General features: G+C 66.8%; 24 protein-coding genes and 4 pseudogenes. 13 read left to right on the forward strand and 15 right to left on the reverse strand.

The features are described 5' to 3' along the window. Positions 1-67: 67 nt before the first annotated feature. The 3 genes and pseudogenes from OG883_RS26405 to OG883_RS26415 all read right to left on the reverse strand — a co-directional run bounded on the left by OG883_RS26405 (position 68) and on the right by OG883_RS26415 (position 1,906). Positions 68-802, reverse strand: a complete 735-nt coding sequence (locus tag OG883_RS26405; protein WP_266545504.1) for a YidC/Oxa1 family membrane protein insertase — start codon at positions 800-802, stop codon at positions 68-70. Positions 803-891: 89 nt separating this feature from the next. Beyond that, the gene (locus OG883_RS26410; RefSeq protein WP_266545507.1) at positions 892-1,209 is read right to left on the reverse strand and encodes a DUF6412 domain-containing protein; all 318 of its coding nucleotides are present in this window, start codon (positions 1,207-1,209) and stop codon (positions 892-894) included. Between the two features lie 39 nt (positions 1,210-1,248). Next, positions 1,249-1,906, reverse strand: a pseudogene (locus OG883_RS26415) (class E sortase). A 123-nt stretch (positions 1,907-2,029) separates the two neighbouring features. Here OG883_RS26415 and OG883_RS26420 point away from each other — a divergent pair. Both OG883_RS26420 and OG883_RS26425 read left to right on the forward strand, forming a co-directional pair. After that, positions 2,030-3,049: a hypothetical protein gene (locus tag OG883_RS26420; RefSeq protein WP_266545510.1), complete on the forward strand. Its 1,020-nt coding sequence runs from the start codon at positions 2,030-2,032 to the stop codon at positions 3,047-3,049. Positions 3,050-3,180: 131 nt separating this feature from the next. Beyond that, positions 3,181-3,657 (forward strand): very short patch repair endonuclease, encoded by a 477-nt coding sequence (locus tag OG883_RS26425; protein WP_266545513.1) that lies wholly within the window; start codon positions 3,181-3,183, stop codon positions 3,655-3,657. On the opposite strand, the gene OG883_RS26430 is transcribed toward OG883_RS26425, so the two are convergent. From OG883_RS26430 to OG883_RS26445, 4 genes are all read right to left on the reverse strand, one after another. After that, positions 3,580-4,911: a DNA cytosine methyltransferase gene (locus OG883_RS26430; RefSeq protein ID WP_266545516.1), complete on the reverse strand. Its 1,332-nt coding sequence runs from the start codon at positions 4,909-4,911 to the stop codon at positions 3,580-3,582. The two genes, OG883_RS26425 and OG883_RS26430, sit on opposite strands and share 78 nt — an antisense overlap. A 148-nt stretch (positions 4,912-5,059) precedes the next feature. Next, a complete protein-coding gene (locus OG883_RS26435; protein WP_266549450.1) occupies positions 5,060-6,874 on the reverse strand; it encodes a DEAD/DEAH box helicase in 1,815 nt (604 codons plus the stop codon). A gap of 2 nt (positions 6,875-6,876) precedes the next feature. Next, complete coding sequence (locus OG883_RS26440; protein WP_323180980.1) at positions 6,877-8,331, reverse strand: ParB N-terminal domain-containing protein; 1,455 nt, start codon at positions 8,329-8,331, stop codon at positions 6,877-6,879. A 5-nt stretch (positions 8,332-8,336) separates the two neighbouring features. Then, on the reverse strand, positions 8,337-9,026 hold the full coding sequence (locus tag OG883_RS26445) for a hypothetical protein (protein ID WP_266545519.1): 690 nt from the start codon (positions 9,024-9,026) through the stop codon (positions 8,337-8,339). A gap of 264 nt (positions 9,027-9,290) precedes the next feature. On the opposite strand from OG883_RS26445, the gene OG883_RS26450 reads away from it, so the two are divergent. Next, a complete protein-coding gene (locus OG883_RS26450; protein WP_266545521.1) occupies positions 9,291-10,070 on the forward strand; it encodes a hypothetical protein in 780 nt (259 codons plus the stop codon). 113 nt (positions 10,071-10,183) lie between these two features. Here the strand turns inward: OG883_RS26450 and OG883_RS26455 are convergent, their stop codons facing one another. After that, the gene (locus OG883_RS26455; RefSeq protein WP_323180981.1) at positions 10,184-10,771 is read right to left on the reverse strand and encodes an ATP-binding protein; all 588 of its coding nucleotides are present in this window, start codon (positions 10,769-10,771) and stop codon (positions 10,184-10,186) included. A gap of 259 nt (positions 10,772-11,030) precedes the next feature. On the opposite strand from OG883_RS26455, the gene OG883_RS26460 reads away from it, so the two are divergent. Further along, a complete protein-coding gene (locus OG883_RS26460; RefSeq protein ID WP_266545523.1) occupies positions 11,031-11,876 on the forward strand; it encodes a helix-turn-helix transcriptional regulator in 846 nt (281 codons plus the stop codon). After that, positions 11,876-12,085: a DUF397 domain-containing protein gene (locus OG883_RS26465; RefSeq protein ID WP_266545526.1), complete on the forward strand. Its 210-nt coding sequence runs from the start codon at positions 11,876-11,878 to the stop codon at positions 12,083-12,085. Before OG883_RS26460 ends, OG883_RS26465 begins: the two co-directional genes overlap by 1 nt. A gap of 116 nt (positions 12,086-12,201) precedes the next feature. Here OG883_RS26465 and OG883_RS26470 read toward each other — a convergent pair whose 3' ends face one another. Then, positions 12,202-12,720 (reverse strand): DUF6879 family protein, encoded by a 519-nt coding sequence (locus OG883_RS26470; RefSeq protein ID WP_266545529.1) that lies wholly within the window; start codon positions 12,718-12,720, stop codon positions 12,202-12,204. Between the two features lie 112 nt (positions 12,721-12,832). Between OG883_RS26470 and OG883_RS26475 the strand changes: the two are divergent. Further along, a pseudogene (locus tag OG883_RS26475) lies at positions 12,833-13,030 on the forward strand (hypothetical protein); the annotation flags it as partial. 107 nt (positions 13,031-13,137) lie between these two features. On the opposite strand, the gene OG883_RS26480 reads toward OG883_RS26475, so the two are convergent. From OG883_RS26480 to OG883_RS26490, 3 genes and pseudogenes are all read right to left on the reverse strand, one after another. After that, entirely contained in the window at positions 13,138-13,989 is an 852-nt protein-coding gene (locus OG883_RS26480; protein ID WP_266545531.1) for a helix-turn-helix transcriptional regulator, read from the reverse strand. Positions 13,990-14,009: 20 nt separating this feature from the next. Further along, positions 14,010-14,537 (reverse strand): DUF6879 family protein, encoded by a 528-nt coding sequence (locus OG883_RS26485; protein WP_266545534.1) that lies wholly within the window; start codon positions 14,535-14,537, stop codon positions 14,010-14,012. After that, positions 14,509-14,716 (reverse strand): annotated as a pseudogene (locus OG883_RS26490) (hypothetical protein). Before OG883_RS26490 ends, OG883_RS26485 begins: the two are co-directional and overlap by 29 nt. Before the next feature lie 384 nt (positions 14,717-15,100). Here OG883_RS26490 and OG883_RS26495 point away from each other — a divergent pair. Together OG883_RS26495 and OG883_RS26500 are read left to right on the forward strand one after the other, a co-directional pair. Next, positions 15,101-15,568 carry a hypothetical protein gene (locus tag OG883_RS26495; protein WP_266545535.1) on the forward strand — a complete coding sequence of 156 codons (468 nt, stop codon included), beginning with the start codon at positions 15,101-15,103 and terminating at the stop codon, positions 15,566-15,568. Positions 15,569-15,824: 256 nt separating this feature from the next. Beyond that, complete coding sequence (locus OG883_RS26500; protein WP_266545538.1) at positions 15,825-16,031, forward strand: hypothetical protein; 207 nt, start codon at positions 15,825-15,827, stop codon at positions 16,029-16,031. Positions 16,032-16,088: 57 nt separating this feature from the next. Here OG883_RS26500 and OG883_RS26505 read toward each other — a convergent pair whose 3' ends face one another. Then, positions 16,089-16,529, reverse strand: coding sequence for a GNAT family N-acetyltransferase (locus tag OG883_RS26505; RefSeq protein ID WP_266545540.1), 441 nt, complete (start codon positions 16,527-16,529; stop codon positions 16,089-16,091). Between the two features lie 417 nt (positions 16,530-16,946). On the opposite strand from OG883_RS26505, the gene OG883_RS26510 reads away from it, so the two are divergent. Then, positions 16,947-17,612, forward strand: coding sequence for an excalibur calcium-binding domain-containing protein (locus OG883_RS26510; RefSeq protein ID WP_266545542.1), 666 nt, complete (start codon positions 16,947-16,949; stop codon positions 17,610-17,612). Between the two features lie 250 nt (positions 17,613-17,862). Here the strand turns inward: OG883_RS26510 and OG883_RS26515 are convergent, their stop codons facing one another. Further along, the gene (locus tag OG883_RS26515) at positions 17,863-18,354 is read right to left on the reverse strand and encodes a hypothetical protein (protein ID WP_266545544.1); all 492 of its coding nucleotides are present in this window, start codon (positions 18,352-18,354) and stop codon (positions 17,863-17,865) included. A 191-nt stretch (positions 18,355-18,545) separates the two neighbouring features. On the opposite strand from OG883_RS26515, the gene OG883_RS26520 reads away from it, so the two are divergent. Then, on the forward strand, positions 18,546-19,535 hold the full coding sequence (locus OG883_RS26520) for a CHRD domain-containing protein (RefSeq protein ID WP_266545547.1): 990 nt from the start codon (positions 18,546-18,548) through the stop codon (positions 19,533-19,535). A 78-nt stretch (positions 19,536-19,613) separates the two neighbouring features. On the opposite strand, the gene OG883_RS26525 is transcribed toward OG883_RS26520, so the two are convergent. Beyond that, complete coding sequence (locus OG883_RS26525; protein ID WP_266545549.1) at positions 19,614-21,059, reverse strand: DUF445 domain-containing protein; 1,446 nt, start codon at positions 21,057-21,059, stop codon at positions 19,614-19,616. 65 nt (positions 21,060-21,124) lie between these two features. Between OG883_RS26525 and OG883_RS26530 the strand changes: the two genes are divergently transcribed. From OG883_RS26530 to OG883_RS26540, 3 genes and pseudogenes are all read left to right on the forward strand, one after another. Beyond that, positions 21,125-22,381, forward strand: coding sequence for an SGNH/GDSL hydrolase family protein (locus tag OG883_RS26530; protein ID WP_266545552.1), 1,257 nt, complete (start codon positions 21,125-21,127; stop codon positions 22,379-22,381). A gap of 26 nt (positions 22,382-22,407) precedes the next feature. Next, on the forward strand, positions 22,408-23,550 hold the full coding sequence (locus OG883_RS26535) for a hypothetical protein (RefSeq protein WP_266545555.1): 1,143 nt from the start codon (positions 22,408-22,410) through the stop codon (positions 23,548-23,550). Between the two features lie 147 nt (positions 23,551-23,697). Continuing rightward, a pseudogene (locus OG883_RS26540) lies at positions 23,698-23,865 on the forward strand (IS630 family transposase); the annotation flags it as partial. Positions 23,866-23,898 lie beyond the last annotated feature (33 nt).

Genomic DNA, 23,898 nt, shown 5'->3' on the forward strand with positions numbered 1-23,898 from the left:
TCGGAGGATTGGCTGATCCTCCAAGACGGCGGACCACTCCGCAAGACCCCGTTCACAACCTGGACCCTTACGCGACAGTAGTAAGCGCGCCCGCGACCGGCATGTCCCGGTAGAGGAAGACCCGCTCGACCGCGGTCCAGGTGGTGCTGGTGACGACATAGAGCGCGGCGGCGAGCGGCACGAAGCCCACGGTGAAGAGCGTGGCGAAGGAGAGCAGCGGCATGACCTTGGTCATCGCGCCCATGCCCGGAGGCTGCTCCTGCACGGGCGCCGCGGCGAGCTGCCGCTTCGTACGCCGGTAGGTGAAGGTCGCCACGGCGGCGACGATCACGAACAGGGCGACGTACACCATGCCCGCCCCGCCGAAGATCCCGCCGTGCGCGAGGGCGTCGGTCCAGCGGTCGCCGAGCGGCGCGGCGAAGAGGGTGTGGGAGAGGAGGCCGTTGGGCTCGCCGCCGATCTCCGCGCTGGAGAACAGGTGGTACATCAGAAAGAACGCCGGCAGCTGCAGCAGGCTGGGCAAGCAGCCGGAGAACGGCGAGACCTTCTCCTTCGCGTGCAGCTCCATGAACGCCTTCTGCAGACGGTCCGGGTTCTTGCTGTGCTTCTTCCGCAGCTCCGCGATCTGCGGCGCGAGCTTGGCCTTGGCCTTCTGGCCGCGGGCGGCCGCCCGGGAGAGGGGGTGGACGGCCAGCCGTACGAGCGCGGTGAAGACGATGATCGCGGCGGCGGTGGCGGTGGTGTGGAAGAGCGGCTGGAGCAGGTCGGCGAGCTGCTCGACCAGGGTGGCGAAAACGGACATGGGTGAGCCCTCCGGGGGTCTCGTCGTGCCGGGATGCGGACATGGCGGCATGACGACCCGCGAGGGGTACTTCGTACGAGGGTGTGCCCCTACGCGGCCGTCAGGAGGGGACGGCCGGGGGCTCGGGGCCTGGTGCGGCCCCTGGCATCGGGATCGCGCTGCGGCAGGAACGCGGTGCGCTGCTCGCGGTCGCGGATGGCGGTGCGGACCCTGGTGCGTGGCACGGCGGGCGCACAGCGGGCACTGATGACGGCGCAGACGACGAGCGCGGAACCGGCGGCGGCGGTGGCGGTCGCGGCGAGAGCGACGGCGGCGGTGAGGCTGCCTCCGTCGATCAGGAGGACCTCGACGAGGACGAAGAGCAGCAGCGCGGCGGGCCGGAGCAGCCGCGTCGTACGTCCGATCATGCTCCCCCCTCGCTTCGCTCGTTGTGCCGAACCCTCAGCCTAGCGCGGGCTCATCGACTTCAACGTCCCCCATACGACAAGACGGTACCGGGAGCTGTACTCGGGCGTGCAGGTGGTGAGGGTCAGGTAGTACCCGGGATCGCTGTAACCGGCACCGGGCTGCACGATGCTGCGCGGCACGCGCGCGATGACCCCGGTGTCCCGCGGCGAGGTCTGCGCCAGGCCCTTGCTCACCGCGTACACAAAGACCGCGTCGCGCGTCTCGATCTTGATCTCGTCGCCTGCGCGCAGCCGGTTGATGTACCGGAAGGGCTCGCCGTGCGTGTTGCGGTGCCCGGCGACGGCGAAGTTCCCGGCCTCGCCGGGCTGGGCGGTCTGCGGGTAGTGCCCGACGTACCCCTTGTCGAGGACGCCCTTCTCGGCGCTCTTGCGGATGTGATTGCCCCCACTCCCGGCCCCACTCCCGCTCAAGGGCCTGGACCTGGTGCTCGGCGCCCTGCCGGGCCTGCCGGCTGGTCCACCACAGCTGATGTACGACGAGGAGGAGGACGACGACCCCGAGGGTGACGGTGACCTCGGCGCCCGCCCACAGCGCACGGGCGAGCGACAGCCGCCTCCGCGAGCCGCGCCCCTGCACCACGACCGGGACCCGCTCGCGTGACCGCCCCGGCGTCCGCTCCCGTGACCGCTCGCGCATCCGTTCCCGTGTCCGCTCCCGCACGGGCGCACGATAGGGGCTGCCCCGCCAACTCACCAGGTCGTTGCACTCGTGAGATCGGCCCATGTCTTCGAACCGCCGTACAGCAGTACGGTGTCCACCATGCGCCCCGACACGCCTGCCGACCACACCACCGAAGCCGAGCGCCTGCTGCGTACCGCCGCGCAGTACCCCGAGGACCACGAGCCCCTGCTCCTCCAGGCAGCGGCCCACCTGGAACTGTCCGGCGACCGCGAGCAGGCCTCCACCCTCTACGACCGCCTCCTCGCGGCCTCCCCCGAACGCCCCTTGCTGATCAAGGCGCTCCAGGCGGCCAACCTCTGGGAGTACGGCCACGAGGCGGAGGCCCGCGCCCTGATCGACGGCATCCGCGCCGCGGCCCCGTCGGACGCCGCGCCCTGGGAGATCATCGCCGAGACGCTGGAGTCCCACGACGAGCTCGAGGCGTCGCACGAGTGCTTCACGACGGCGGTCACCCTGCTCCTCACCCCGGACGACGACGAGGTCGCGTACGCCACCCAGTCCCTCCTCACGGGCCGCCACCGCGTCCGCCGCCTCCTGGGCCGGCCGCACGACGAGTGGGACGCCCTGGCGGACAGGGTCCACACGTCCCACACGGCGGACATCTCCCTGGACGAACTCCACGACCCGAAGCGCCTGTGGGCCCTGGGCTCCGACAACCCGGCCGAACTCCAGGCCGAAATCGCCCGCCTCCGCTCGGAACTGGGCTCGTACCGCTCGGCGCTGTCCCGCCCGTTCCCGGTGGCGGTGCTGCACTGGCCGGAGGACGAACTGAACGAACTGTTGGCGGCGTACCCCGAGTTGGAAGCGGAATACCCCACGCAGACGGCCCACCTGACGGACATCGAGGCCTCACTGCGCGACCTGTCGTCGACGGGCACGGGGAACCTGGGCATCGTGAGGGCAACGGTCCCGTCGTACGAGGCGTTCGCAGCCTCGGAACAGTCCTCCCCGAGGAACGCGGACCTGCTCCCGCAGTACGCGACGACCCTGGCGGCAAGGGGCCGGGCGGTGGCATGGCCGCCGGCGAAGGGGGCGGCTTGCTGGTGCGGGACGGGGGCGGCGTACCGGGATTGCCACGGGGGCGCGGCTCAGGGCTGAGCCCCGCTCGGGCGATGTGAGCCGGCTGGCCGACGCCCCCAACGCTCAGGCGAGCCGCGATATCTGGTCTTGGCGCAGGTCGACCGCAAGCGGCTCATCAAGCCTCATCAGTCACCGCTAACCTCGGAGGCATGTCAGAGAACGCTGAGTGGACGGCCCCGGACGGATCCTGGGCGTCGTCTGCCGCGCGCCGCCGCAATATGCAGGCTATCCGGAGCCGGGACACCAAGCCGGAGCAGGTTATCCGCCGACTTGTGCATGCCCGGGGCTTGCGTTATCGCGTCTGCAGCAGGCCGCTTCCAGACCTCCGCCGAACAGCAGACCTCGTATTCCGCCCCACAAAGGTGGCGGTGTTTATCGACGGCTGCTACTGGCATGGCTGCCCGGAGCACTACGTATCCCCGAAAACGAACCCTGGATACTGGTCCGAAAAAGTTCTGCGAAATAAAGAACGGGACCGCGATACCGATAGACAGCTGACCGATGCCGGTTGGCTCGTGCTCCGCTTCTGGGAGCACGAGCCTTCAGCTTCATGCGCGGACGAGATCGCCGCTGCGGTCCTCGCTAGGAGAGCCATCCCCGAGAGCGTCCGACTCAAAGATGACTAGCTCAGAGGGATCCGCCACGGGTTCGGCGGCACTCTTGTCCATGACATAGTCCCGCAGGAGCTCAGAACGCTCTGCTGGCCTCAGCACCGCAGCGATGGCCCGCCCCACAGCTTCGGCAACGGGCGGGGGGAAAGCGTTGCCGATCTGCCGGTACCGGGCCGTTTTGCCGCCCTCGAAATCCCAATTCGAAAAACCTTGGATCATGGCCGCTTGCTCCACGGTGAGCATGGGTCCTGCTGGACGGAAAAGGTCCCGCTTCGGGTCGCACAGATCTTCATCATTTGCCACCCCATTGCCATCGACACCCAGCGCCTCCCAGGCACGCTTGGCTCGACTGGGGCCAAGATCAGCGCCTCCGTGCTTCTTGGAGCCACCAACCAGCGTGGGCGCGACACCTTGGGTGACCCCGCGATGGGCCTTGAGAGCGTTCGTCTCCCAGTCTTCGAAGACGTCTTTACCTGTCCGCTCTCCCGCACCGGCCGGCTGACCATCCTTGTTTAGCGTCCAGTATTTTTCACACCGCCTGAGCATGGACGGCTTCAGCTTATCGAAGGCCGATGCGCTGCCGTTGCGCAATTCAACTGGCCAAACAAACTCAGACTCTTCAGGCACATCTTTATGAATAGCAACGAGGATGGCTCGGGGACGCAGCTGCGGAACACCGTACTGCTTGGCATCAACGCGACGCCATACCCGCTTCATCTCGGAGTTCTTCTTCTCCGTTGACCAGCTAGCATTGATCAATGGAACCCGATATCCGAGCCGGTGCAGTTCGTTGATGATATATCGGCGATACTCAATGAAAACCTGCGGAGGCTCCAAAATCCCTCGCACATTCTCAATCATAATGGCCCTGGGCCTAAGCTCCTCAACAATTCTAAGCATATCCGGAAAAAGGTCCCGCTCGTCGTCGGGTCCAAGCTGCCTACCGGCTAGCGAAAATGGCGGGCATGGAACACCACCAGCCAATAGGTCGATTCGCCTGCCGCTGGCCTTGATTTCTTTGCACTCTGGAGAATTCAGGAAATCCTTAACGTCACTTGGAGTGAGCGCCTCGGCCTTCTTCTTGCTCCACCCTGGCCAAGATCCAACGTTCCGTTTGAGGGTGTCGACAGCATGCCGATCCCACTCCACGAGCGCCAGATGATCAAACCCGGCCTTGTGCAGTCCGAGGGCTTGCCCGCCCGCCCCGGCACAGATCTCGACTGAGAGAAGAGGCTCGTCGAACTGCGGTCGCTTCCGCCGGGCGGCCATTTGGGACTCCTCATGTGTGGCGCGAAAAAGCTGCCCAAGTCTCGCAGAGAGAGCAAGGGATCACACCATCCTCACACGACCTAGCAGCACGGCAGCGCGCCGCCTGCTGCGGGAGTTGCAACAGACGGCACAACCAGATGCGACCTGACTAGCTTCGTCCCATATGCCTCAATAGGGCTTCTACATCGCCGGGAGCGAGGCCGGCGGCCACAGCGGGTTCCTCCTGCAAGTCAGCCAACTGCTGGACAGAGGGGTCATCGAGGATCTTGCCCATGAACTCCAATTTTTGATCAAGGCGAGCCTCTACCACCTCATCGATCGTGTCTCGGACAGCGAGCACCGTCACACGAGTCTCGGTATCTGGGTCAAGCCCGAGCCTGTGGATACGGTCAAGGCTCTGGAGGAAGCGTCCAGCGACGAAGTCTCGGTCGACATACACAGCGTCATGACAGACCTGGTGCAGGCTGATGCCTTCACCGAGCGTCGCCGGGTTAGAGAGCAGCACCATGCATGCCGGATCCTCCCGGAAGCGTCGCAACTGCTCATCCCGGTCTGGGGTCCCGCCGTACACGGTCGCGGGGGCGTACTTCTCCAGTAGCCGTTCGAGAGTGGTCAGGCTGCGAACGAACGTCGTCCAGATCAGAGTCTTGCGTCCCTGCCTGGCGTTCTCGGCAACGATCGCGGCTGTCTCCTTGTACTTGGGCGACAGCTCGTAGTCAGGCAGATTCTGCATGAGCGCGTAGAGCGAGTGCCCCTGAGGAATCTCGAGCGGTGGCAACTGGTATGCCAGGGGCTCGTATCGGCTGGCGCCGTCGAGCAGTAGCGCCGGGCTCGTCGCGGCCATCAGCAAGCGAAGGGCTGTCTTGCCCAGACCACTGAGGTCGTCGTTTGCAGCGCGGGAGTCAGGATCGCCCACTAGAGAGCCGTAGATGTCGGCGTGTAGGGGCGGCATATCCACGTACCGCATCCGAAGCTCTACCGGCGGCAGACCAAGCTCCAGCTTCGTCGTCCGCGTGAAAAGCGGCTTGAGCGCGACACTGGCCTGGGCCAGATTCCCGCCGGCCACGGCGCGGGTGACCGATCGCTGTCCGTGTCCCGGCCAGACGAAGCCCAAAAGGTTTTCCAAGTCCTTCGATCCATTGGGAGCTGGAGTACCCGTGAGAATCAGCCGTCTCTGAGCCAGGGGGCCCAGAGCCATACAGGCAGCTCCGTAGGTGCCTCGGGCCCCGAGCTTCATCCGATGCGCCTCATCAAGGATGAGCATCGCGGGCTCGGCCTTGAGCCACGCCGCCAGTGTCGCGAGCGACCGGTCCAGTCGTTCGTAGTTGACGATCAGAACCTCCGCCCACTCATCCAGTGAACCGTCCAGCACATGTGGGCGGAGCCTGTGTCGGAAACACACCGCCGTCTCGTACTTCCACGACTCATAGGCCGACTTCGGACACACAACGAGCAGTCGATTGACGTGTCCCATCGTCTTCTGTGCCGAGTACACGCCAAGAGCTGCCCGAGTCTTCCCCGCACCCGGGACGCTGAAGTTCGCCCCATGCTGGAGGGAGAGCAGCTTCGCTATGTCACGCCGCTGGAACTCACCCAGCTCCGCGATCCACTCATCGCCGAGCAAGTGAGGCACGTCATCCGAGAGGACCTCGCCCGTGTGGTCCGGAGTGCTGAGCCTCCTCTCAACCGTCGCTGCATCTTGAAGGTTGCCAAGGATCAGGGCTCTCAGGTCTGGAGCCCACTCCACCCCTTCTGGATCAGACCAGCCTGCGACCTCACCCACACTGGCAAGCAAGTCATCGAGATCAACCGCAGCTGTCAGAGGGCCGAGCTGGCCGCCCGTCCGGAAACGAGCGGCCAGCTGCACGAGCTCCCCTCGGTAGTTCTCCGTGGTCCCGAGAACTACCTTGGTACGCGTCTCGTCGAATCCGAGGCTCAGCGTGACCTCGGCTGCCGTACCAATTGTCACGGCCGACCCTCCGCGACGGCCTCAACGAGCCAGGAAACGCCGTCGCCAGGCTCCCCCTGAATCCGCTTCGCCTGCTGGGCAAGCTTGCTGAGGCTTTCCCGCAGCTGAAGCACGGCATCGTCGAACGCCTCTTCATCGAGGCTTCGAGCCGTCCGCGCCTGCACAAGCTCGACTACGCACTGGTCGATGTCGGCGCAGGCGTCCGCGAGACGAGCGGGAGCGAGCTGCTTCCGCTTGCGTACACGTGCGTCCCGGCCGGCGTCGTCGATCGCCTTGTCGAACGCATCCTTAGCGCTATCAAAGAGCGCACGAGCCGCCTGCTTGTCAGCATCCGGCACATCCGTCGCCGTAGCGCCAACGACAGCCTTTGCCCTCAGAATCTGATCGTTGAGCGCGCGGGCCGCGGCCACACGAGATGTCGTCCCGGGCACCGCGACACCAAGACCGGGAACCATCACAGCTTCCGGCTCAGGGCCTACGCTCTGTCCGGCGTCGCTGAGGCTCGCCGGAAGGCTCCTTGCCAGGTAGTCGGCCTTCGCGAAGTGCTCGTCGATGTGGCGAACATCCGTCTTGGCGAAGTCCAGCAGCATCGCGGCGAGACGCCACTCCTTGATGACCTCGGCCTCATCAGGCTCGACCGTCGAGAGCTTCTTGTAGAGCCTTTCGAGTTCCTTCAACTTCTCCTGGTCGTCCTCGAAGTCGACCAGTCGCAGCGCGGCAGCGCCGCTCCTGCTCCGCTCGATCAGTTCCCGGATGGTGCTGAGGATCCACCGCTCCTGGTGGTACGTCTTGGGATAGACCCTGAACTCCCTGGCGATCTGGTCCGGAGTCCGACCCAGCGCCGCCTGCTCTTCCATCGCAAGCAGCCGGTTGATGTACGAGTAGTCGCGACGGTGATCCTTGCGCAGCTGCAGCGACAGCTCGACGGCGTTGATGTCCGCCCAGGTGAACGAGGCCGGCAGCACGCCCACACGCATCGACTGCACGCCACTCTCTCTGAGCGCGGCAGCCCTGGTGTTGCCGTTGACGAGCACGCCGTGGTGCGTCACCAGACCCGGATCGTTCTGGCCAAACTGCTCCAGACTCTCCTTGAGCTTGTCGAAAGCCGTGTCGCGGAGATTCGGATTGGCCGGCTCAGCCTGGAGCAGATACTTCAGATACCCCTGGCTTTCCGCGCTCCAAGGATCACGATGCAGCGCCTGGTCCTTCACTGGATCATGGCTTCGCTGGGCGCGGATTCGATGGGTGCCGGGGTTGAAGTAGAGGCTTTCGAGGGGAAGATCGATGACCTCGACATGGACAGCCTGACCGTTCCAATCGACCGTAACGGTCTCCCTGGTCCCTCCCGAAGACTTCACCTCCTCCAACCTCTTCTTGATCAGCTCGCTGAACTGGTCTGCACGCGGCGGCGGCTGGAACTCTTGAAACACGCTGACTCCGATCCCCTTCACCCTGCTTACTTGTCCTCTCCGGACGTTGCCTGCCGGACAGCCTCCCGGGACGCCACCGGCAGCGTCCGGTAATGGCCCCAGAGCTTCTCCAAGGTCCCCTGCGTACGCTGATCCGCTTCGATCCAGCCCGCCAAGACCTCCTTCTCCAGAGACGAGAGACCCGCTACCTGGCTGAGAAGGACGCCCAGGTCGATTTCCCGCTCTCCCCTGGTCCCGCACCGCCTGCACTCCGTAACCATCTGGTGGTCCACAGTGCCGTCAGCAAGCACGACCTTGCGACGGGCAATGTTCAGCTGGGAAAGAACATCGCCGTTGTCGCCATACGGCTCACCTGCTCCGATCCCGCAGGTACGGCACAGGAAGTTATCGTTCTGCCAGACCTTGGCTCGCTGGGCAGCACTCAGGCTGCTCTTGTGCTTGGCGACCTTCGCCTGGCCGGGGAGCCAGACCTCGGCGCCCTTGGTCACGTAGCGCTGCTCCTGCTGCTTCAGGGCAGGGTCGTCGCGGCTCGTGTCAATCCGCCAGCCGTGATCCCGAAGGTCGCGCAGCCTTCGGTCGATCTGTGCCGACTCGGGGAAAGCCTTGCGCAGTTCGGCCTTGGTGAAGGTGTTCCCCTCCCCCACCTCGGTCTCCAGCCACAGCGCAGCGCGGATCTTGCCGCCGAACTTTTCGTTCTGCCAGGAAGGCAGCGTCATAGGTGTCTCCGATCCAACAGCCAGCCACGACCACCTGCACATGACACCGACTGCGTCGTACAGTCAGGCGTGATGTGCCGTATGTGGTCCCCCTGTTGTGCAGGCCCAGGGTTGCCCTGAGTGAGTCAATTGATGACGCACGGCCGAACTGAAGTCCAGCGAAAACGCATGTTGCGCTCGAAGACGCCGACACTGCAGACACCGCGGATTCCTGCGGCTGGCCCTGCTCTACGACTGCGACCTGAACAAGGGAGAGGCAACGGAATGCGCGCCGGACAAGTAGGCACCAGGATCGACCCCAACCTCCCTCCCGGGAGGCATCACCTCGCCCGCACTCTCAAAGTGCTGCACGGCCGGATGGGTACTCCGACACTTGCGGCGGCAGCTCGCCTGTTCCAGGAGCGGGGCTACAAGACGGACCGTGACGCCATATCCCGCTACTTGAACGGCAAGCGCGTCCCGACTCTGAACTTCGTCACGCTCATGCACGCCATGGCGGTCGACCGGATGGGCTCTGCTGCTGCCGTCGGGCTGACGAGGGAAGACGTGGTGAAAGCGCACAAGCATGCCGAGAAGAGTCTCTGCAAGACATGCTCAACGCTGCACGGTGACAACAGCGATCTCCGCAGGGAAAACCTTCGGCTCAAGGACAGCGAAGCCGGCCTGTCAAAAGCGTTGGCCAAGGCTAGACGACGAGCGATGTCGCTGCCGGTCCCCCCCGCGAGAGGGGACCGGCAGCGACAGGAGAGCGATGTTGCGGGTGCGAGACACATCGCCAACAGTGCGGGACAGCTCCGAGACCGGGGGAGAGCCGATGCGGCTCTAGCCATGCTGGTCGACACCGTCGGCACTCTGACGCCGCTCGAAGGGGCCGCATCCCTCGCCGTTCTGCGGGCGCAGCAGCAGGCTCAACTCGCGGACGCTCTGGTGCACATGTACGGACGAGAGCACCCCGAGAGGGACGTGATCCGAATCGCCCTCGAGCTCCACAAGCATGGAATGGCCGACGATGCTGTCGCGCTCCTGCGCTCAGCCGTCCAGTGATCAAGCTTCGGAGCCGGTACAGAAGCCCGGACTGGGATCTTCCTGAGACCTGCGCATCCACGCCGGCAAGCACCTGGCCACTAGGCCCGCGACGGGAGACTTACATGCGCAGTTCAGACAGCCTCAGCCTCGAAGTGCATCTGAGCCCGCTCCAGGATCGCGTCCGGGTCGCCGCCCCTTGCGGTTAGCCAGTGCAGCAAGTCCGCGATCAGTTCAGTCGCCGATGTCTCCAAGACAGGCAGGCGGCCGACACTGAGGCGTCCCGGGCTCTCGCCGGCCACCTGATAACCCTCTAGTGCAGCCGCTGCACGCTGGATGCGGAGGCATTGCCCGGAATCGCCCAGGACGAACTCGCACCACACTGTCTTGCCTGTCGCCGTCACGATGGTGCCCCAGTCTGCGGACATACCTGCCAGCAGGTGAAGTCCCCGGCCACGCTCGGCGCCGCACTCCTGCTCCACAGCCCCCGGCACAGCATGGCTCTGGTCGTGGATCTCTACGCGAAGTGAGCCCTCCCTTGGCTCCATGACAAGGGTCGCCACCGCTCCGTCACCGACGTGCTTGATTACATTGGTCGCGAGCTCAGTGACCGCCAGCTGCACCTCGTCGGCCAGAGCAGGGAAGCCCCACTGGGTGAGTTGATCCCTCACGTACCTGCGCAGGATGCGCACCCTGGCCGGTTCTGCCTCGAAGGGCAGCACACAGCGGAGTCTGGATTGGTTGATGGTCAGTTCGTTGCCGCACATAGCCGCACTCCCTCCTGCGCCACAGCAGCACTGCGCCCGCCGTGTCCATACGACTGCGCTGCGTAGCGATACGACTGGAGTATGACACTGAGAAGTCTCACGATGTAACTTCTCACGAGAATCGATCGGGTGATCCTTGCGGTTGTTCAACTCCACCCGTGCATAGCCTTGTTGGTGGCCAGAGGGCTGGCCCGTATGTAACGGAAGGTCTGCCATGTCAGCGAGGGCCACCACACGTCGCCGCCAGCTGGGCGTGACGATGCGCAAGCTGCGCGCCCGGAAGGGCATGACCCTGGAGGAAGCCGGCCGCCTGGTTGGGGTCTCGAAGGCCACGGTCAGCCGGTACGAGACACAAGAAGGACCCGTGAAGTGGCCCATCGTGGACGCGCTCTGTCGTGAGTACGACGCGAGCGAGGCCGAGCGTAAGGCTGTAGTCGCACTCGCCAAAGAAGCGAAGCAGCAGGGGTGGTGGAGCTCGTTCGCCGACTCCATCCCGGAAACTATGAACCTCCTGCTGACGCTTGAGGACGAAGCTATTCGCGAGGATCACTTCAACTGCCTCTATGTACCCGGGCTCTTGCAGACCCGCAGCTACACGGAGGCCGTGCAGCATGCCTCCGAGATGCGGTTGCTGCCCGAAGAGATCGAGCGCCTCGTTGACATCCGGATGAAGCGCCAGGAGATCCTCACCCGGGCCAAACCCTTGCACCTCTGGGCCATCCTCGACGAGTCAGTGATCCGCCGCGTGGTCGGTTCGCGCGATGTCATGAGGGAGCAGCTCAGCCATCTGCTCCAGGCCAACGAGTCCCCGGACATCACGCTCCAGGTGCTTCCGTTCTCCAAGGGTGCCCACTCGGCGGCGATGGGCAGCTTCGTGATCCTCGGGGGCGCGGAGCCCAGCCTGGATGTCGTCTACGTCGACATTCACCTTGGCTCGCTCTTCATGGAGAAGGAGGAAGAACTGGATCGATACCGACTTGCGTTCGACTACCTCCGCGCACAAGCGTTGGATATGGCTGCCTCATCAGCCATGATCGAGCGTGTCCGTGAGGAGATGTGATGCAGAGCCGCACCCCTGAGATACCGGCCGAAGCCTGGTTCAAGTCCTCGTACAGCGGGGCGAACACTAGCGAGTGTGTAGAGGCAGCGGCCGTGCTTGACGGTGCGGCTGTCCGAGACAGCAAGTATCCGTACGGCCCCCAGATCGCTTTCGACACCCACGCTTGGGCCAGTTTTTTGGCCGCGCTGCGAGACAACCGACTCAGCTGACCAGCGCCTTGACGGCACCGGCGGGAGTTCAGTCAGGGCCTCGATCTCTTTCGCTATCTGGCCTGCACGCTGGACGACGGAGATACGGGAGGCATAGCTGTTCTGTCGCGCCCGTCCTAGTGGATCTCGTATTGCTCGTGCGGGATGGCTCGCTCCCAAATGCGTTCGAAGCCGGAGGCGCACAGTTCGATCAACTTCGGATCGCTGAGGATCTCATCCTCGATGGAGTCACCGTCGCCGGAGAAGTGGTGAATCTCCACCGAAGTGTCGTCGAAGACCCAGAAGTCGTTGCCCGGCAGCAGCAGATCCGATGCGAGCCGCCGCGGCAGCCAGCGCACCTGCTCGCCCGCGGTCACGTTGGCGTGGGTGACGTAGTGCTCCCAGCGGATGTACTCGGTCACCGGCTCGGAGACGACCCGAGCCCGGCGGACCGTCACCCCGCGGGCGACCGCGTCGGCGATCTCCTGGTGGAAGGGACGCCACCACGAGGCGCGGTCGTTCCAGTCGACACAGTGCCCCTGCCGCCATGACTCGAAGCGAGGATTGCTGTAGTAAGTGTCTCGCATCTCCAGATGGACGGCCGACCTCTTGGCTCCGGCCAGTAGGTCAGTGAACGTCGGGACGTTCGACGGCATCGCATACCTCCCTTTGGGCTATGCACCATGCGGGCTGGGACCCGCCTACCCAGACCCCGTCCGTCCAGGACGGGGGCCACAGACCGCCAGGGCGCCATTCTGAGGCCGTCGCAATGTGGCCGCGCCGGCTCTTGGCTGACCCCGCGTACGCCGTGAACGACGCCACGATCTGGAAAGCCGGGACGGCAGGCTGATGACTCTGTTTGTCTGCTCGAATATCCTGGCCCCCGACGCTCATCCCGAGGACCCCCGCGCCGACCCGGCCCGACACATGGCGGCACGGATTGTGCAGGAGCTTCAGGCGGATTGATGGCCAACGCCGCTGTGTTCTCCACAGGGCTGTCCCGGAGTTGGCTCGGGGAAGCCGAGAGCGGACTCGCCTTCGGGTAGGAAGCGGCGCCATTCATGCCTCCTGGGTCAGTTCAGAGCGTCGATCGCCTTCACGATCAGCGCCCGTGCCGCCTGCCCGTACACGGCCATGGTCCGCAACTCCTCGAACGCCTTCAAGTACAGGGCGACCTCAGAGGGCTGCGTGATGTTCACCTGGGCCGACAGCAGCTCCACCGACACGAGTGTGTCGTCGTACATGTGGAACGTCTCCTGCGGCCAGAGCCGACGCTGTTGCGTGGCCATCGGGATCACTCCGAGGGACACGGAAGGCAGTGCGCCGACGGTCAGGAGGTAGCCCAGCTGCGCAGCCATCGCGTCTGCCTCCCCGAGCCGGTAGTACAGCGCAGCCTCCTCGACAAGGAGGACGAACCGATGGCCGGGGTCGTGAATGACGCGGGACCGCTGGACCCGGGCGGCCGCAGCCTCCGGCCCGTCGTTGGGGATTTCGCGGAAGTCGGCGATGGTACTCAGCAACGCCGCTGCGTAGCCCTCGGTCTGCAGGAGACCTGGAACCAGCGTCGATGAGTAGACACGGAACAGCTGGGTCTCGTGGAAGAACTCCACCCAGCTGTCCTGAAGTTGCTTCAGCCCACTGCGCACTTGGTGGCGCCACTCGCTGTACATCGACTCTGCGTTGAGGGACTGAACGATGAGGTCGTCTGCCTGATCGGCGTCACCGCACGCACGACACCACAGGCGTATGTCCTTGGCTGAGGGTGCGGTGCGGGCGTTCTCGATGCGAGACGTCTTCGCGTGGTGCCAGCCACATCGGTCGGCCAGCTCGGAAACCGTCAACCCTGACGCCTTGCGCAAGTCACGCAACCGCCGCGCGACCGTTTCGCGGGCAGACCGAGCGGACGACGATGGGGAGATGGGCATGAGCCGGTCTGTCCTTCCTGCTAGTGGATCTCGTACTGGTCGTGCGGGATCGCGCGCGACCACACGGCCTCAAAGGCGTGGGCACACAGCTTCGCGGCGGCCGGGTCGTCACTGATCTCCCCGCCCATGGACGATCCGTCACCCGCGAAGTGGTTCCAGCGCACCAGCTGTTCGTCGAAGAGCCAGAAGTCATTGCCCGGGAGGGCAATATCCGATGCCTGGCGCCGGGGCAGCCACCTCACCTGTTCCCCGGCCGCCACGTTGGTGAAGGTGCCTGAGTGCTCGTAGCGGATGTACTCGCTCACTGGCTCGGACACGAGGCGCGCTCGCCGCACGACGACACCGCGGGACACCGTCTCGGACATGAGGTCGAGCCACGGCCGCCACCAGGACGCCCGGTCGGCTGGATCGTGTCGGAAGCCGTTCTTCCAGGCCGCGAACGGGCCCGCCTCGTAGTCGACGGCGTAGGAGTCGCGCATCTCCAGGTGCACGGCGGAACGCGTGCAGCCGTGGATCAGCTCATCGAATGTCGGAACGCGCGACGGCATCGCGTGCCTCCCTGATCATGTGCACCATCGTGGCGGGGATCCGGATCACTGCCTCGTGGTCGCTTCGAGTTCGAGGATCGGCTTCCAGCCCTGGAAAACGAGTCCTGCTTCTCAACGTCGGCCCACACGGTGGGACTTTGCTTGTCATCGGTGTGGGGATCGATTCCGATGAACCTGATGGCATGTCAATTTCCAGCAAGGAGTTGTGCGGCTGTGTGCACCACTGTGGAACAGACAGAATATGCCGTCAAGGGCGCAAAGCGGCCATCACCCGACGTAGAGGATGGGTACGCACAGATCTGCACATTGCTTGAAGTGCGTCGGCATCCAACGCCAGATACTCGGCGCGGCCCCGGCCGACCGAACCGCTCAGTGGCCAGCCGTGGCGCTCAGTCAGCCTGCGGAGGCAACTTCCCGAGACTGCTGCGGGCCGCCCGCGGGATGCGTCCGCTCATCGCCGAACACGGTAGGGCCGGTGCGGCAACTGTCGAGATACAGTGCGGTCGCGATCTGATCCTTGCTCACGCCATTGCGCATGCGCGGGCTTGCATATGGGGGAACCAATGCTTCGTGTCCATCGTGGCCTGGCGACGCTGGCCGCCGCCGCCGTCGGCGTCATCTTCGCCTCAGGTTCGGCTTCGGCCGCCGGTACCTGGCAGCCGGGACGGTACCTCGGCGAGTCGAACTGGTACTGCTCGGCTTCGAAGACCCACTCCGTCTCCGACCACGTGCAATACCGGGGCTGCCTCGTGACGAACCGCAGTGGTGGAGCGCAGATCGCGCTGATTGCGACCCTGAACACCTCCAAGGCCGTAGACATCAGCGGTGCACTCAGCAGCAACTTCGGCAGCAGCGCTCTCTGCACCAAGGAGCGGTACCTCGGCCAGTACAGCCTGATCTGCTATGCGCCGACCCGGCCGGTGGGCGTGTGCGACACGCTCACGGGAAAGACGTCGATGATCGTCAATGGTGTCTCCAACGAGACGCAAACCGGCACGCGATCCCGGCCGGCCGCCTGCGACAACGGGTAGGCGCACCGCTTGAGCCCGGGGACCGCGAGGTTGTCGCCGCGGTGTTGCGGGTCCCGCTCAAGGCGGTGGACGGCTGGTGGGTCACGTGGTCGGCCGGCGGACGTCAGGCGCTGCCGGCTCAACCGCGCGGGCGGCGCGTGGGCGGCGCGTGGGCGCGCATCAGGTCCTTGATACGGCCCAGCAGCAGGCGATTGGGCAGGCTGTTCCGGGTCACCGGCCCAGTGACCCGGGACTTGGGCCGCGCTGCTGGATGGTGTTGCCCACCCACTTTGTACTCGGGTGTGGCCTGGCGGGACGCGGGCGACGCGGCAATGTGGCGGCCGACGAGACGGAACTCCTGCCGGGAGCACCTCTTGGCACCGGCGTGCTGACCGTCGATCCGAAGTTGCCGGACGAGCGGTGGCAGACGCTGCACTCCTCGCTGGACGCGCTGGTCAACGCTGCGAGCGAGGTGGTCGCCTGAGTCGGCCTCAGAGGCTGCCCGGGTGGCGGGTCGGCTCGGACCGGTGCCCGAGGTCCGCTACAGCGGGATATGGATGTCCAGGACGGGCCCTGTCGCGCGGGCGGGCGGCGCATCCAGGCTCTCCAGGACGTGGAGCATGGGCGCGTTGACCGCGGCGACCGACGCGGTGAGGGTGTGGTGGCCGGCCCGGCGGGCCACGTCGGCCGCGTGCGCGGCCAGCGCGGTGCCCAGTCCCTTGGACTGCCATGCGTCCTCGATCAGCACGGCGAGTTCGCCGACCCCTTGCTGATCGGTGCGCATGACGTTGGTCATGGCGATGATGCGGTCCGTCTGCTGGGTGGTGGTGGTGACCAAGGTGGTGCCGCGCTCCGGGTCGGACAGCACCCGCCATCCGGCCCGGGACAGCTCGAGTTTGCCCGCGTGATAGCGCAGCGCACGGCTGCCCAGCGAGCAACGGCGGTGCAGCGCCTGGATGGGGGCGAGGTCAGCGTGGGCCACTTCACGGGTCCGGGTGGCAGTGCCGTCGGTAAGCGTGATCGGGTGTGCGCTACTTCGATGCCCGGTGTCGGACATGTGGTGGTCTCCTCAGATTTCGAGCATGGCTGATGTGCGCGGGGCCCCTCCCCGGTCCCTGCCTGTCTCTGGCACAGGAGCAGTCTTTTGCCGCTCCCCGGCCGGACTCAAGAAGGGTTCAGGCCATATCGATCACGTTATGCGCATACTTGATTACGCAACGGAGTTGCACAGAGTCCCCGGACCCGCCACGCGGCCGGGTAGGGGGGACGGTCCGTTCGGGACGCACACACATTTTCATCACAATTGGATGACCTTCCCCCACATTTACCCCGCATGGACCGCAAGCGGAGTGCCATGCTCAGGCCCTCTCAACCGGATCCAGAAAGCCTTGGGGGGCACATGTCAGGGAGAGGCAGTACACACCGGAACAGCACGCTGGCCGCCTGCGCCGTCGTCGCGGTCGCGGTCGGGCTCGTGGGGTGCGGGGGCACGTCCAGTGACAGCAAGTCCGTCGCGGCCGCATCGAGTCCGGCGGTCAAGAAGGCCGTCACGCCGACGCCCTCGCCCACACCCACGCCGGTCCTCGACCTCGTCGATGACGACGAGAGCGCCGACGCCGGGAAGCCGATCGTCGTGGACGTCCTGAGCAACGACACCCTGACGAAGGCCGGCAGCACGGCGGAGAGTGTGGAAGCCGCCCTGGACGCAGGAGAGTTCAGCCTTGCTGTCGACGTCCTGCCCGGGCACGGCACCGCCACCGTCGACGGTTCCACCATCGTCTACACCCCCTCCCGCGGGTACGGCGGCGCGGACGAGTTCACCTACCGGCTCGATGCGAAGGGGGCCGAGCCGCTGACCGGAACCGCCGTCGTGCGGATCACGGTGGCCGCGCCGACGCCCACCCCGACGCCGACACCCGCCAAGCCCAAGAAGCCCGCTCCGCCCAGGGTTTCGTACACCAACTGCACTGCGGTACGGGCTGCGGGCGCCGCCCCGATCCACACCGGGGATCCCGGCTACGGGCCGCACCTCGACCGTGACGGGGACGGCGTCGCCTGCGAGTGACCCGTGACCCCGTGCCCCCGTACCGCATTCCCGGCAGCCGCCCACCGCGGGGGATGTGAGCGGACGACTACCGGGAATGGGCACTCTGCGGCGGCCGTTGAGACGGGTTACGGCCGCCGCAGGCTTATGGGGTGGGTGGGACAGGATGAAGTGGAACGGGACAGAGAAGTGAAATTCTCATAAAGTCCCGGCTTTATGAACGACGCATGAATTCCGGTTGTCGGAACGTGCCGGACGGTGTCCGGACGCGTCAGGTCGTCTTCTTGATGAGCTTGCCGTCCGCCGCGACCACGAACCACTCGCCGTCCAGGCCCTGCCCGTTGACGTCCCCCGGCGCCGCGTCGCCCACGTAGTAGTAGAGCGGCCAGTCCCCGTACCTGGCCTGCTCCGCCCCCTCGCCGAGCTTCGTCTCCTTCAGCAGCGCGGCGTCGGTCCCCGGACCCGCCGTCACGTCCTTCGCCGAGGTGAGGGCCGGCCAGACCGCGATGCAGTCGGCGTCGCAGTTGCTCGCGCCGGGCTTGTCCTTGGTGAATCCGTACAGCGTACGGCCCGAATCGTCGACGAGGATCCTGCCGAGTTCCGAGTCCGCCATCGCGACCGAGACCTCCTTCGCGGGCTTCGCCGCGGGCTGTGCGGCGCCGTCCTTCGCCTCGTCGGCCGAGCCGCCGCAGGCGGCCAGGACCAGCAAGGCCGCCGCCGTCGGCGGCGCCGCGAGCAGAGCTTTCCTACGGGTGCTGCGCATGTCGTTCCCCCGGTTTGATGAGTGGGTGTGAGTGAGTGTGAGCGAGTGATGCCCACGCCGGGTTGTACGGGTCCAACTGACCAGTGGTTCAACTGAATTCAGAATTTCCCCGTTGAACAAGCCGATCCCCCGGCCCGTACTTTCTTGCGACCGGCCCGAGACGGAGTCGGCCAAACGGGAGGACAGAAACAATGCAGAAGCGTTATATCTCTGTGACCGCAACGGCAATTGTGCTTGGTGTTGCCGGTGTTACTCCGGCCCTCGCGCACGGTGGGCACGGCGGAAGCAGCGAAAGCAGCGGGCACGGCGGAAGCAGCACCCACGGCAGCGGCAGCAGCGCGCACGACTCGGAGAGCGCCCGTACGTTCAGCAAGCCCGCCTCCGGGCGCGCCCTCACCTTCGCCGCCAGCCTCTCCGGCGCCAACGAGGTGCCCGTCCAGGGAGGGCCCGCCGTCAATGACCCCGACGGCAAGGCCGTCGCCCTCGTCAAGGTGAAGGGCGACCGGGTGACCTTCGCGCTCCAGTGGAAGGGGTTCGTGCCCAGCCTCGGGCACATTCACCAAGGGGCCGCCGGGAAGAACGGCGAGGTGAAGGTCCCCCTCTTCGGCACCGCCATGCCCGACAGTGTCCACTCGGCGGCCGGGCAGGTGGCCCTCACCGACGCCAAGCTCGCCGAGAGCATCCGTACCGACCCCCACGGCTTCTATGTGAACCTGCACAGCGCCGAGTTCCCGGGCGGGGCCGTACGAGGCCAGCTGCAGCCCCTCCACAAGAGCGTCAACCCGCTCGACATCATCAAGGGCGGCAAACTGCGGGCGCTGTCCAACGGCGATCAGGAAGTCCCCAAGAACGACGCCTCCAAGGTCGGCGACCCGGACGGGCACGCGGTGACCTTCCTGCACCCCAAGGGCACGTCCGTCGACTACTCCCTCGCCTGGATCAACATCAAGAGCCCCACCAACGGCCACATCCACAAGGGCAGGTTCGGCAAGAACGGCGACGTCGTCTTCAACTTCTTCAACCGGCCCGTGCCGGAGGGGCTCTTCGCCGTCTCCGGACGGCTGGAGAGCCAGAACCCCGACGTGGTCAAGCGCGTCCGCGCCAACCCGGGCAACTACTACTCCAACACCCACACCGCCGAGTTCCCCGACGGTGCCGTACGCGGGCAGCTCTTCCACTGAACAGCTGAGCCCCACCGTACGTACTCCACAGCACCTCCCCAAAGGTGGCTGGGCGTGTGACCGGCAGGCAGGGAACGGTCATGCGCCCAGCGCATGGGCCACTGTGTAGATCAGCAGACCGGCCAGCGCGCCGACCACCGTGCCGTTGATCCGGATGAACTGCAGGTCCCGGCCGATGTGCGCCTCGATCTTGCGCGAGGTGTGCTCCGCATCCCAGCTCGCGACCGTGTCCGAGATCAGCGAGGTGATCTCGGTGCGGTACGTCGTCACCACATACACCGCCGCGTCCTCCACCCACCCCTCGACCTTCGCCTGGAGCCGGCCGTCCGTCGCCAGCCGGGTGCCCAGCTTCAGCAGCGAGGCGCGGGCGCGCAGGCGCAGTTCGCTGCGGTCGTCCTCCGCCGCCGAGATGATCATGGCGCGTACGGCGGCCCAGGCGGACGCGATCACGTCCTGCACCTCGGAACGGGCCAGCAGCTCCGACTTCATACGCTCCACCCGGGCCCTGGTGTCCGTGTCCGACTGGAGGTCGACCGCGAAGTCCGTCAGGAACCGGTCGATCGCATGGCGCGCCGGGTGGCCCGGCATGTCCCGCATCTCCGTGACGAAGCGCAGCAGCTCCTTGTAGACGCGCTCGCCGACCTTCCTGTCCACGAAGCGCGGGGTCCAGCCCGGCGCCCCGCCCTCGACGGCGTCCATCACCGAGTCCGCGTGGAGGACCATCCAGTCGTGGGCGCGGCCGCAGATCAGATCGACCGCCCGGTGGTGGGCGCCTTCGGCGACGACCTTCCCCAGGGTCTTGCCGACGCCGGGGGCGATCTCCGCGTGGTCCGCGCGGCGTGTGATCGCCTCACCGACGACCGCCTGGACGTCGGAGTCGCGCAGCACCCGCAGCGCGCCCCGCAGCGCGGTGGAGAGCTCGGCGGTGACCCGGTCGGCGTGCGCGGGTTCCGCGAGCCAGCTGCCCAGACGGCCGCCGATGCCCAGTGCGCTCAGCCGGTCCCGTACGACATCGCCGGAGAGGAAGTTCTCCCCGACGAACGTGCCGAGTGAGGCCCCCAGCTGGTCCTTCTTGTTCGGGATGATCGCGGTGTGCGGGATGGGCAGGCCGAGCGGGTGGCGGAAGAGCGCCGTGACGGCGAACCAGTCGGCCAGCGCGCCCACCATGCCGGCCTCCGCCGCGGCCGCGACGTAGCCGGTCCAGCCGCCCAGGCCGGCGTTCTTCCCCCAGGTGGCGAGAGCGAAGATCAGCGCGACCAGCAGCAGCATGCAGGTCGCCGTCGCCTTCATTCGGCGTACGCCGCGCTGTTTCTCCTCGTCCGCCTCGGTGTACGCGAACGAGGGCAGGCCCGAGCGTGCCGCCGACCGCGCCGCCGCTCCTCCCGCCGCACCCGCACGGGGCCCGCCGGGCGTTCCGGGCACGCCGAAGCCGGTACCCTCGGTCTGTTCGGGTTCGGCCCGTTCAGGTTCTGTACGTTCCATCCGCTCCACCCGTCCGCGCGCATACCGTACGCATTTACGCATTGTCCCTACCTGAGGTACTCCTGGGGTGCACATCAAGTTCCCGCGCCATGTCGGATGATGTGTTCATGAACAAGCGTCACGGGTATGCGACCCTCGCTGCCCTCATGGCCGTAGTGGCTCTCATCTGCTGCGCCATATACCTCGGAGTCGGGGCCACCAAGGCCCGTACCGCCGCCCGTACGTCCGTCGCACCCGCCCCCGTCTGGGTCGGCACCTGGTCCGCCGCCCCGGTGATGGCCGCACCCGCCGGTCCCGCCGACCCCATCGGCCGAATAGACGCGGCAGGGCCCGCAGGACGCTCCGTGCGCAACGTGGTGCACACCAGCATCGGCGGCTCCGCCGCCCGCATCACCCTCTCCAACGTCCTCGGCGCGAAGCCGCTCACGATCGCCCGCGTCTCGCTCGCCGTACGCGCGGACAACGGGCCCGCCGCGGTGCCGGGCACCCTGCGCCGCATCACGTTCCGGGGGGCGCCCGGCGCCACCATCACGGCCGGCGGGCAACTGGTCAGCGACCCGGTCGTACTCCGGGTCCCGGACGACGGCGATCTGCTGGTCACCGTCCACACCCCCGCCCCCGGCGGTCCCCTGACCTTCCACCCGCACGCACGCCAGACCTCCTACCTCGCGGACGGCGACCGCACACAGGACGTGCTCGGCACCGCGTACACCCGGCTGACCCCGTCCTGGTACCACCTCACCGGCATCGACGTACTGACCCCGGAAGCACGCGGCACGATCGTCGCCATCGGCGACTCGATCACCGACGGCGTGAGCTCCACCCCCGACACCAACAGCCGCTGGCCCGACGTCCTCGCCGACCGCCTCAGCGGCCGCTACGGCGTGCTCAACCAGGGCATCAGCGGCAATCGCCTGCTCATGTACGGACGCGGCCCCAGCACGCTCGACCGATTCGAGCGCGATGTGCTCGACCAGTCCGGGGCCAGAACGGTGATCGTCGCCATCGGCATCAACGACCTGCTGCGCGCGCCGTACGAGCCCACCGCCGACCGGGTCACCGCCGGGCTCGCCGAGCTCACCCGCCGGGCGCACGCGCGCGGACTGCGCGTCGTCGGCGCGACGCTGCTGCCCTGCGGCGGACACGCCCTGTGCACCCCGGCGGTCGAAGCCGCACGCACCAAGGTCAACACCGCCGTACGGACGGGCAGGATCTTCGACGCGGTCGTCGACTTCGACCGGGCGCTGCGCGACCCGTACGCGCCCCACCGGATGCGTGCGGTCTACGACTCCGGGGACCATCTCCACCCCAGCGACATCGGATACCGGCGGATGGGCAGGGCCGTGGACCCGGCGCGGCTGTGACGACGCGCGCTCGCTAACCTCGTCGGATGCGCGAATGGGTGAACAGGGGCGGGCGGCGGCGCGCGGTCGCCGTCGCGCTGCCGGTCGCGGTCGTGGTGGCAGCGGCCGCCGGAACAGCTGTCGCGCTGGCGGGCCGCCAGGACGACGAACAGCCCTGCTGGAAGGTTCCGGTGGCGACCGCGGCCCTGGCCGACGACCCGGCGGCGGCCACCAAGGCACTGGACCCCCGTGACGACCTCTCCCGCTACCCGGTCATGACGGAGCTGCTGAGCGAAGAGCATCTGCACACGTGCGACGGGCAGGGCGCGATCCTCGGCAAGGTCGTGCTGAACGCGGCCACCGGCGGCGCGGGCGAGCCGCACACCCTGGCGCAGGCACGGGCCGCGTACGCGGCCGCCTCCGCGCTGTCCGAGGAGAGCGATCCGCTGCCCGCCGGGATGAGCCCGTACGTCGCGCGGATCCTCGCCGACTACATCATCGACGTCCAGCGCACCTGGTACAGCAGGCCCGCCAGGAACGAGTTCTTCCGTCCTGCCGGGACGTACGAGGAAAGCCGGGTGTGGGCCGGGGAGTTCCCGGACCGGCGCGATGCGACGGCCGCCTTCAGTATCCCTAACGATGCCGAGAACACCGACGTGATGCTCGAGCGGGTCATCGGGCGGATCGCCGCCGACCCGGAGGCCTTCGCCGTCCTCTACGACGCCTACCGCGCCTATTTCGCGTACTACCTGGAACGCCTGGACAGCGACGGCGCCGTCCCGGCGAGGCGCGGCGAGAAGTACAACGGGGCCAAGCACGCCGCCGACCACGATCTGGGCATCGCCGCGCGCGGCATCGGCACGCTCATGCAGCTGCGCGCCAAGGCGGCGCAGGACGGCACGATCCGCGATGCCGCGGCCTTCAACTCGGCCGTACGGAAGCACAGCAGGGGCGCCTTCCCCGCGGCGTCCGGGCCCGTCACCAGCACACCGCCGATGGGCGACATCGCCAGGCGCGCGGCGGGCGGCGGCGCGAAGCCGCCGGCCGCGACCCTGCTGGACGGCCGCCACCAGCTGTTCGGCGTACTCGAGCAGTGGCGCAAGGACCGCAAGGTGTCCGAGGGCCGGATCGCCGATCTGCGCGTCGAGATCGACGAGTCGTACGTCAACGGGATGCGGGAAGCGCTCTGACCCGCGGGGGATCGTCGGGACCGGAGACCTCTGGGCTCAACCAGTGCCGTATCAGGCAACGTTCGCCCCGATGTGACGTGTCGTCCGGTTGCTGCACCGGGCGGCACCGGGCGGCACCGGGCGGCACCGGATGGTCAGAATGATCACGTGGCTGAACGCGTGCGGGTCCGTGAGATCGATGACGACGGCAGGCGGTTGCTGCGGACCGTCCGCCGGGGCACTGGCTCGGTGGTGACCTGGCGGCGGGCTCAGATGGTGCTGCTGTCCGCGCAGCGCATGCCGGTGACGAAGATCGCCGAGGTGACGTTCACCAGCCCGGGTATGCCATGAAGCCCCGAGCAGGATTCC

It is taken from the genome of Streptomyces sp. NBC_01142 (assembly GCF_026341125.1).
In the GTDB taxonomy this organism is placed as follows: domain Bacteria; phylum Actinomycetota; class Actinomycetes; order Streptomycetales; family Streptomycetaceae; genus Streptomyces.

What these genes read in the sequence shown, in the direction of transcription:
- OG883_RS26405 (WP_266545504.1), bottom strand. Translation starts at nt 802, where the DNA reads ATGTCCGTTTTCGCCACCCTGGTCGAGCAGCTCGCCGACCTGCTCCAG.
- OG883_RS26410 (WP_266545507.1), bottom strand. Translation starts at nt 1,209, where the DNA reads ATGATCGGACGTACGACGCGGCTGCTCCGGCCCGCCGCGCTGCTGCTC.
- OG883_RS26420 (WP_266545510.1), top strand. Translation starts at nt 2,030, where the DNA reads ATGCGCCCCGACACGCCTGCCGACCACACCACCGAAGCCGAGCGCCTG.
- OG883_RS26425 (WP_266545513.1), top strand. Translation starts at nt 3,181, where the DNA reads ATGTCAGAGAACGCTGAGTGGACGGCCCCGGACGGATCCTGGGCGTCG.
- OG883_RS26430 (WP_266545516.1), bottom strand. Translation starts at nt 4,911, where the DNA reads ATGGCCGCCCGGCGGAAGCGACCGCAGTTCGACGAGCCTCTTCTCTCA.
- OG883_RS26445 (WP_266545519.1), bottom strand. Translation starts at nt 9,026, where the DNA reads ATGACGCTGCCTTCCTGGCAGAACGAAAAGTTCGGCGGCAAGATCCGC.
- OG883_RS26450 (WP_266545521.1), top strand. Translation starts at nt 9,291, where the DNA reads ATGCGCGCCGGACAAGTAGGCACCAGGATCGACCCCAACCTCCCTCCC.
- OG883_RS26460 (WP_266545523.1), top strand. Translation starts at nt 11,031, where the DNA reads ATGTCAGCGAGGGCCACCACACGTCGCCGCCAGCTGGGCGTGACGATG.
- OG883_RS26465 (WP_266545526.1), top strand. Translation starts at nt 11,876, where the DNA reads ATGCAGAGCCGCACCCCTGAGATACCGGCCGAAGCCTGGTTCAAGTCC.
- OG883_RS26470 (WP_266545529.1), bottom strand. Translation starts at nt 12,720, where the DNA reads ATGCCGTCGAACGTCCCGACGTTCACTGACCTACTGGCCGGAGCCAAG.
- OG883_RS26480 (WP_266545531.1), bottom strand. Translation starts at nt 13,989, where the DNA reads ATGCCCATCTCCCCATCGTCGTCCGCTCGGTCTGCCCGCGAAACGGTC.
- OG883_RS26485 (WP_266545534.1), bottom strand. Translation starts at nt 14,537, where the DNA reads ATGCCGTCGCGCGTTCCGACATTCGATGAGCTGATCCACGGCTGCACG.
- OG883_RS26495 (WP_266545535.1), top strand. Translation starts at nt 15,101, where the DNA reads ATGCTTCGTGTCCATCGTGGCCTGGCGACGCTGGCCGCCGCCGCCGTC.
- OG883_RS26510 (WP_266545542.1), top strand. Translation starts at nt 16,947, where the DNA reads ATGTCAGGGAGAGGCAGTACACACCGGAACAGCACGCTGGCCGCCTGC.
- OG883_RS26515 (WP_266545544.1), bottom strand. Translation starts at nt 18,354, where the DNA reads ATGCGCAGCACCCGTAGGAAAGCTCTGCTCGCGGCGCCGCCGACGGCG.
- OG883_RS26520 (WP_266545547.1), top strand. Translation starts at nt 18,546, where the DNA reads ATGCAGAAGCGTTATATCTCTGTGACCGCAACGGCAATTGTGCTTGGT.
- OG883_RS26525 (WP_266545549.1), bottom strand. Translation starts at nt 21,059, where the DNA reads ATGCGTAAATGCGTACGGTATGCGCGCGGACGGGTGGAGCGGATGGAA.
- OG883_RS26530 (WP_266545552.1), top strand. Translation starts at nt 21,125, where the DNA reads ATGAACAAGCGTCACGGGTATGCGACCCTCGCTGCCCTCATGGCCGTA.
- OG883_RS26535 (WP_266545555.1), top strand. Translation starts at nt 22,408, where the DNA reads ATGCGCGAATGGGTGAACAGGGGCGGGCGGCGGCGCGCGGTCGCCGTC.